Source organism: Christiangramia qingdaonensis (genome assembly GCF_048381525.1).
In the GTDB taxonomy this organism is placed as follows: Bacteria; Bacteroidota; Bacteroidia; order Flavobacteriales; family Flavobacteriaceae; genus Christiangramia.
This window is the reverse complement of the sequence record NZ_JBLWIM010000012.1, coordinates 1,207,378-1,215,399: the sequence shown is the minus strand read 5'-3', so window position 1 is coordinate 1,215,399 and position 8,022 is coordinate 1,207,378. Positions and strand designations below refer to the sequence as shown.

Sequence of the window (8,022 nt, the reverse complement as noted above, 5' to 3'; positions counted from 1 at the left end):
CTCCCGCTTGCGGCGGCAAATATAAATGCTTTCTTTTGTATGTTCAAAGGAAATCAAAGTTTTTTTAGAAAATGATATCCACGGATAACAAAACCAAGATTCATGTAAAATTTATGTGATCTGAAATTTTCGACATAACTGTTCAGCTCAATAGTTTCACACTGCTTTTTCTTCGCGTATTGATCTATAAACTGAAATAACTGTGTCCCAACACCCAGCCCCTGTAGGTCATCATCTATATAAATATGATCTACTTCGCAGGTTCTTCCCGCGTAATGTCGAGTCATAAACCATAATCCAAAAATACCTACAAGTTTTCCAGATTTATAAATACCGAAACACTCGTAATTCTGCTCAAACATTTCCAGCAATCTATCCTTTAAAATCTCTGGGGGCAACGCCTGCGACTGCAGTTTTTCGAGGTAAGGCAGAACTAAGGAAAAATCAGTTTTTAAAATCTTGTTAAATGCCAGTTCCATACCTGCCTTTTCCGTAAAAATAGTCATATTTTTATCTATTACTTCAAGTACTACAAATAAGAATTATGGATACATCTAAGAATAAGCCTGGTAAGATCCAGGATCTAATTGACAATAAATTTCTGGAAGAACGCAAAATTTATCTTTGGGGTATGGTCAATGATAAAACTGCGAAACATGTTATAGACAGACTGGAATATCTTGACCTGATGGGAGATAGCGAGATTCAGTTATTCATCAATAGCCCGGGTGGTTATGTGACCGATGGATTTGCTATTTATGATACTATCATGAGTATTAAATCACCAGTTTCAACAATCTGTACGGGTCTGGCAGCTTCCATGGGGTCTATATTACTTTCCGCAGGAGAAAAAGGAAGAAGATTTATACAACCACACGCAAAGGTAATGATTCATCAACCTAGTGGTGGAGCAAGAGGTCAGGCTTCAAATATTGAGATCGCAGCCAATGAAATTCTTAAGACCAAACATTTGAGCGCAGAGATCCTTGCTGAAAATTGTGGAACAACCACCGAAAAGGTGCTTAAAGATTTTAATCGCGACTACTGGATGGATGCTGATGAATCACTTGATTACGGAATAGTAGACGGAATTTTTAGAAAATAATATGGAGATAAAACATAAAGAAAGCGATAGCCGCGGAATGTTCTACATTGAGAAAGAGAACAGTCTTGTTGCTGAACTTACCTATCATAAGAAGGGTAATGTGATTACAATAGATCACACCGAGGTGAAGAGGGAGATGGAGAACCAGGGAATTGGTTCAAGCCTGCTGAAGGAAAGCGTTGAATTTGCTCGTAAGAACAATCTAAAGATCGACCCACTTTGTCCATTTGCTGAAGTAAAATTCGATGAAAACCCGGAATATTCAGACGTTCGGGCTTCATAGTTTCATTTAGAATGAAAACTAAACTACTCCTTGTGGGTTTGATCTTAGGGATAATAAACTTATCCTGTAAGGACGAACCGAAGCTGGAAGGTATCGAAGAGCGAAACGAAGTTGAAGAGATCAAAGAACTAACTTCGCAGGAAGACATAGAGAATTACTTTGAAGATACCGATAGCACGTCTGCCAAAATTAACAATTTTAAAAGCGTGAGTTCCTTTTATTCTCAAAGGGAATTCATGCCTTTGTGGAATGACAAGGAAGCTCGGGAAGACCTTTTCCGCAGTATAGAAACCATCGAGTATGATGGGTTATTTTTTGAGGATTATCACGGTGAAGAATTACAGAAACTATTATCTACGCTCAGCAGCGAGAATGAAGAACAAAATCTAAGAGCTGAAATTCTTCTAACCGATGCCTTTATCGATCTTTCACATGACCTGGCCGTGGGTAAACTAAACCCGAAAGAAATTTATGAGATCTGGGGTACAGAGCTTAACACCGTAAATACTGAAAGCCTATTACAAAGACTAGAAAAAGGTGAAAAAGCTTCATATATTCTTGCTGAACTGGCTCCAGATCATGTAGTCTATAAAAGTTTAAAGAAAGCACTTAAGAGTTACCGGGATGATGGAATTATAGAAAATTCCACGACTGTGATCGCTAGTGGCAAACTTATAAAACCCGGTGAAGACAGTGATAGAATCCCTGATATTGCGAGCCGGCTTTTCGAGCTTGGATACTATAAAAAGAGTCCAGATTCTGTTGGAACCCGATACATTAAAGAACTACAAACTTCACTTGAAGATTTTCAAAAAGATCATGGTTTAAACACCGATGGCGTGATTGGTAACACTACTATCGAGAACCTGAATCTTACATCAGAAGACCGATATCATCAAATTCTGGTTAATATGGAACGCTGGAGATGGTATCCCAGAGATCTTGGTAAACACTATATTCTGGTAAACATCCCTGATTATGAACTTTACGTGGTCAAAGATCGAGATACCATTAGAAATCACAAAACCATGGTGGGAACTGAAGCGAGAAAAACACCTGTTTTCTCTGATGAGATCGATTATATCATTTATAACCCGACCTGGACCATCCCTCCTACTATCATGAAAAATGATGTAATTCCTGGAGCTTCCAGAGATGTAGGTTATTTGCGAAAGAAGAATATCAGGATGTATGATCGTAGTGGTAAGGAAGTAGATCCTTCTAATGTGAATTGGAGTTCTTCCAGTCCCCGATCTTATACTTACCGTCAGCCGGCAGGACCATCGAATCCATTAGGACTGGTAAAGATTATCTATCCTAATGAATATATGATCTACCTGCATGACACACCTTCAAAAAACTTGTTCGAAAAAAATGCCCGGGCTCAAAGTTCTGGTTGTGTAAGGGTTGAAAATGTACTCGATCTTGCTAAATACCTGATTAGCGATCAGAAAGAATTCGACGATGAGAAGATCGAAAAAATCCTCAAATCTGGTAATACCATACAGATCGCTATGAAGCAGGAAATTAAGGTACATCACTTTTACTGGACCACCTATCAAAAAAAAGATACCACCAGGTTTATTGATGATATCTATGATCTTGATAAAAGGCTTTGGAATTTACTAAAGCCTAAAGCTTAAGAATTTAAAAAACTGGAAGTTTCCAGATATTTGTCGTAAGATCGATGAATGTATACCACCGACTTTCCTTTAATTTTATGGATTAAATCTTTAGCTATCGTATTAGGAACAGCAGGACAACCATAGCTTCTTCCCAATCTTCCTAATCTATCAATAAATTGAGGTTCAGCATAATCTGCTCCATGAATTACAACATATCTTTTTCTGGCATTGGAATTAAATTTCTTTTCCATTCCGTCAATGAACAACGAAAGTCCGTTTTTTCCGAAGTAAGTTTCCCCAGTTACATAGAAACCCAGGGAGCTTTGAAGTGAATTTACAGTATTAGAAAATTTGGTCGCGAATTCTGCGCCTGTGTTTTTACCGTGCGCTACATAAGTATTGAATTCTACTTCTTCTGTATCCATATTCAGGATCCACATTCTCTTCTTAGTTGAAGAAAGGTCGAAGTCTACGACCGTTAATAAAGAATTACTGACCTTTCCAGCTTTATCTAATTTTTGATAGCCTTTGATCGCTTTTTCGAAAACCGATAATTCTGGCATCGTACTATTTTTCAGGGAAAAGCTTTCATATAATGCGAGTGTCTTTTCTTCGGAAGTAAGTTCAACCTCCTCCACTGGCTCTGACTCAATTACTGTCTCTTTTGAATTGTCTATTTCAGATGCATTACTAAAAGCGAATGAGAAAATTAGTACTCCAATCACCGTCATAATTCTATACTTCATATAATTTTCGTTTTTAGGTTATTTGTTAAATAATTCCAAAAGTCTTGCCAACATACAAAATTTCAGAACTAATCTCGAATTCAGCCAAATTTTAACAAGATTTGATACTGAAAGTAATCCCAATAGCTTTAAATATAAGTATTCCTTGCTTGTGGTAAACGCTTCGGAAATGAAAAGATTGTTCCAAACTAACAATTGATATATGTTAAATTTTTAAACCGCCAGTAGATATGAAATAGTGAAATTTTGTTAAGCTTTCTTATTAGTCCACACTTAGCAAACTGCCAAGAATGTTAGAATCGTCTTCCGAAGAATTATCAAAGATTTTACGAGGTGTGAAGTAGAAGTTGATAGGTACAAATTAGCTGACAGCTGTATCATATTTGAAAGTTCCGGAATTCAATGAATTCTAAACAGATGATAATGATCGTCAGAGCATTTCATTACAGTTTATGCTTCATAAGAATTAGTTTTAATAAAATATTATAGTCTGCCCTTCAGTCATTCCCTGTAATTGTTTTTATCTTTATCGCTTAAACTACGACAATCGATGAATAAGAAAGTTCTCCTAATGATCCTGGATGGCTGGGGTATTTCTCCTAATGAAGAAATATCTGCAGTTGCTAAAGCTAAAACTCCATTTATGGATTCGCTACCTGGAAAATTCCCACACGCTACTTTGAGGACTGATGGCCTTAATGTTGGTCTTCCTGAAGGACAAATGGGGAACAGTGAGGTTGGACATATGAATCTTGGAGCCGGGAGAGTTGTTTATCAGGATCTGGTAAAGATCAACATGGCGGTGGAAAAGAATACTCTAAAAGATGAACCAGTTTTGGAGTCGGCTTTTAGCTATGCGGTCAAAAATAATAAGCCAATTCATTTTATGGGATTGCTCAGTGATGGTGGAGTTCATTCTCATATCGACCATCTAAAAGGATTACTATCTGCAGCTGAACAGGCTGGTGTACAAAAAAAATATGTGCACGCATTTACCGATGGTCGTGATGTAGATCCACATTCTGGTAAAGGTTTTGTAGAAGATCTACTCCCTCATTTAGAGTCAACAAATTCTGAACTGGCCTCTGTGATTGGCAGGTATTATGCCATGGACAGGGACAACCGTTGGGAACGAGTTGAGAAAGCATATGATTTAATCGTTAAAGGAGAAGGTAAAACCACTCAAAATATTACAGCTGAAATTCAGAAAAGCTACGACAATGATATTTCAGATGAATTTATCGATCCTATAGTACTGACTGATGATAATAATAATCCTGTTGCCAAGCTCAGTGAAAAGGATGTAGTGATCTATTTTAACTTCAGAACAGATCGCGGAAGACAACTTACCCAGGCGTTGTCACAAGATGATTTCCCCGAATATGACATGAAAAAATTGACCTTATATTATGTCACCATGACTAAATATGATGATAGGTTTGAAAATGTAAATGTCATTTTTCAGAAATCTAATATTAAAGCGACCCTAGGAGAAGTCCTTGAATATGAAGGCAAGAAGCAAATAAGGATTGCGGAAACTGAGAAATATCCCCATGTAACATTTTTCTTCTCTGGAGGTAGAGAAAAACCTTTTGCCGGTGAAAGAAGACTTATGTGTGATTCTCCGAAAGTTGCCACTTATGATCTTCAGCCGGAAATGAGCGCTTATGACATTACAGACAAAATCGTTCCTGAATTAGAGGGCGAGTCGGCAGATTTTATTTGTTTAAACTTTGCAAATCCAGATATGGTAGGTCATACCGGTGATTTTGATGCTGCTGTCAAAGCTTGTGAAACGGTTGATATATGTGCGAAAAAAGTAGCTGAATCTGCTTTTGAAAATGACTATTCTGTCATTATAATCGCAGATCATGGGAATAGTGAAACGATGAAGAATCCAGATGGTAGCGCAAATACTGCTCACACCACCAACCCGGTTCCGCTAATTTTGATGGATAAAGATGTAAAATCCATACGGGATGGTAAGCTTGGTAATATCGCTCCGACTATTTTAAAACTGATGGGAATTACCCAGCCAGATCTAATGACAGAAGACCCTTTAATCTAATTTTTATGAAAAAGCTATTAATTATCATTGCAGCTTTTGCGGTGAGCTGTGGAAATAAAATGGACAATTCTAATCAGGATGTTGCCATGGATGAAATAGAAGATTCAGTAGTTGAACAACAGGAAACCCAAAAGAATATGTTGCTTGGTGATTTTACGAAAGAAGAATTGCAACAAGCACCATTCAATAGCTGGTTTGATTCAAGGTATGAAAACTTCCGACCGGACACCGATGAAATGGCTACGATCAACGAAAATATTAAGGACTACGAAATCAAAGTTCTTATGGGTACATGGTGCGGTGATAGCAAACGCGAACTGCCTAAATTCCTGAAGATTCTTGACGAAGCAGACTATGATTACGACAATCTGCAACTGGTCGCAGTAGATAGAAATAAAACGACGCCATCTGGCATTGAGAAGGACTTAGAGGTAACTAGAGTACCTACGATCATCTTTTACAAAAACGGGAAAGAAGTAAATCGCTTCGTAGAATATTCACAGGGTGAAAGTATAGAAGAAGACATTGCCAAGATCGTAGGCGGTAAGGAGTACAAAAATTCTTACGCAGATTAGTAAGGAAAAGTTGCAAACTCTTTAATTAAAAAATTATAACTAATTTTGTTTATGCCTAATTCTCTTACCATCGCAGTTGATTTCGACGGTACGATCGTAGAGAACCGATTTCCAGAAATTGGAAAACCTTTGCTATTTGCCTTTGAATCTCTTCGGAAATTACAGGAAGAAGGTCACAGATTAATACTTTGGACCTACAGAAGCGGAGAAAAACTTGACGAAGCTGTTAATTTCTGCGAAAAGAATGGTTTAAAATTTTACGCAATTAATAGTAGTTACCCGGAAGAAGAATTTGATCAAAGTATTAGCAGGAAGATTCTTGCCGATATTTTTATAGATGATCGTAATTACGGGGGAATGAAAGGTTGGGGAGAGATCTACCAATCACTTACATTAAACAAACAAGGAACCGAAACCGGTAAAAAGAAGAGATCAGGTCTCTTCAGAAGATTTTAAAGTATGATTATACCAAAATCCAGCGAAGAAATTGAACTACTAAGAGAAAGTGCGCTCATTGTAAGTAAAACTCTTGGAATGCTGGCGCCTGAAATTAAACCAGGTGTAACTACCCTACAATTGGATAAACTTGCAGAAGAATTTATACGTGATCATGGTGCTGTTCCAGGTTTTCTGGGACTTTATGATTTTCCCAATTCTTTATGCATGAGTCCTAATGCACAGGTAGTTCACGGCATACCTAACGACACTCCATTACAGGAAGGTGATATTATAAGTATTGACTGTGGAGCTTTGAAAAACGGCTTTTACGGAGATCATGCCTACACATTTGCAGTAGGAACGATCGCTCCAGAGGTTGAGGATCTGTTGAAAGTCACCAAAGCATCCCTGTATGAAGGAATTCGAGAATTCAAAGCAGGAAATCGCGTTGGTGATGTAGGATATGCAATTCAGAAATACACTGAGGACCGCGGCTATGGAGTCGTTCGCGAACTTGTGGGACATGGACTTGGTAAAACGATGCATGAGGATCCTGAAATGCCTAACTACGGTAAACGTGGCAGAGGTAAAAAATTTGTAGAAGGTATGGTCGTGGCTATAGAGCCTATGATCAATCTTGGAACTAAAAGAATTAAACAATTGCCCGATGGCTGGACAATACTAACCGCCGACAATAAACCCAGTGCTCACTTCGAGCACGATGTCGCATTGATAGACGGCAAACCAGAATTACTATCAACATTTAAATACATTTATGAATCATTAAAAATTAATTCAACAGAAGAAGACGAATTTAGAGCAAAAGTTTATGATTAAAAGTTACAGACAGGAAATCTGGAAAACCCTACACAAAGATTCCTGGGAAGACCGCTTTATCTACAAAGTCTCAAATTTCGGAAGGATGATCAGTTATCTGAAAAACCCCGAAGGAGACTTGATGAATGGCGGAAAAGTAGGTGGATATTTAAACTTCGCGGTAAAATTGAAGAATGGTAAGCACAAAACTTACTACATTCATCGCATTATTGCTGAAATGTTTTTAGAGAAAAAAGAAGGTGATCAGTATGTGATTCACAAGAATTTTGTGAAGAACGACAATCGCGTTTCTAACTTGGCATGGGCCACCAAGGATGAATGGGTCCAACATCAATATAACAGTCC

Annotated in this window: 10 protein-coding genes; 8 read left to right on the top strand and 2 right to left on the bottom strand. The window is 37.8% G+C overall.

All coding sequences use genetic code 11. The annotated features are described in order from the left end of the window. Window positions 1-53: 53 nt before the first annotated feature. Complete coding sequence (locus ACNI3T_RS10495; protein ID WP_418227742.1) at window positions 54-506, bottom strand: GNAT family N-acetyltransferase; 453 nt, start codon at window positions 504-506, stop codon at window positions 54-56. A gap of 38 nt (window positions 507-544) precedes the next feature. Between ACNI3T_RS10495 and ACNI3T_RS10490 the strand changes: the two genes are divergently transcribed. From ACNI3T_RS10490 to ACNI3T_RS10480, 3 genes are read left to right on the top strand one after another with little or no spacing between them, the layout of a single operon-like run. After that, the gene (locus tag ACNI3T_RS10490; RefSeq protein WP_418227741.1) at window positions 545-1,105 is read left to right on the top strand and encodes a ClpP family protease; all 561 of its coding nucleotides are present in this window, start codon (window positions 545-547) and stop codon (window positions 1,103-1,105) included. A gap of 1 nt (window position 1,106) precedes the next feature. Beyond that, a complete protein-coding gene (locus ACNI3T_RS10485) occupies window positions 1,107-1,388 on the top strand; it encodes a GNAT family N-acetyltransferase (RefSeq protein WP_322300934.1) in 282 nt (93 codons plus the stop codon). Between the two features lie 11 nt (window positions 1,389-1,399). Beyond that, complete coding sequence (locus ACNI3T_RS10480; RefSeq protein WP_418227740.1) at window positions 1,400-3,031, top strand: L,D-transpeptidase family protein; 1,632 nt, start codon at window positions 1,400-1,402, stop codon at window positions 3,029-3,031. On the opposite strand, the gene ACNI3T_RS10475 is transcribed toward ACNI3T_RS10480, so the two are convergent. Beyond that, window positions 3,028-3,759 (bottom strand): murein L,D-transpeptidase catalytic domain family protein, encoded by a 732-nt coding sequence (locus ACNI3T_RS10475; protein WP_418227739.1) that lies wholly within the window; start codon window positions 3,757-3,759, stop codon window positions 3,028-3,030. The two genes, ACNI3T_RS10480 and ACNI3T_RS10475, sit on opposite strands and share 4 nt — an antisense overlap. Before the next feature lie 550 nt (window positions 3,760-4,309). Between ACNI3T_RS10475 and gpmI the strand changes: the two genes are divergently transcribed. The 5 genes from gpmI to ACNI3T_RS10450 form a co-directional block, all read left to right on the top strand. Further along, window positions 4,310-5,827 carry a 2,3-bisphosphoglycerate-independent phosphoglycerate mutase gene (gene gpmI, locus ACNI3T_RS10470; RefSeq protein WP_418227738.1) on the top strand — a complete coding sequence of 506 codons (1,518 nt, stop codon included), beginning with the start codon at window positions 4,310-4,312 and terminating at the stop codon, window positions 5,825-5,827. Between the two features lie 5 nt (window positions 5,828-5,832). Continuing rightward, window positions 5,833-6,402: a thioredoxin family protein gene (locus tag ACNI3T_RS10465; RefSeq protein WP_418227737.1), complete on the top strand. Its 570-nt coding sequence runs from the start codon at window positions 5,833-5,835 to the stop codon at window positions 6,400-6,402. A gap of 51 nt (window positions 6,403-6,453) precedes the next feature. Beyond that, window positions 6,454-6,858: a BT0820 family HAD-type phosphatase gene (locus ACNI3T_RS10460; RefSeq protein WP_322300939.1), complete on the top strand. Its 405-nt coding sequence runs from the start codon at window positions 6,454-6,456 to the stop codon at window positions 6,856-6,858. A gap of 3 nt (window positions 6,859-6,861) precedes the next feature. Next, window positions 6,862-7,677, top strand: a complete 816-nt coding sequence (gene map, locus ACNI3T_RS10455; RefSeq protein WP_418227736.1) for a type I methionyl aminopeptidase — start codon at window positions 6,862-6,864, stop codon at window positions 7,675-7,677. Continuing rightward, window positions 7,670-8,022 (top strand): HNH endonuclease (locus ACNI3T_RS10450; protein WP_418227735.1); only part of this gene is annotated, 353 nt, incomplete at its 3' end. The genes map and ACNI3T_RS10450, both read left to right, overlap by 8 nt.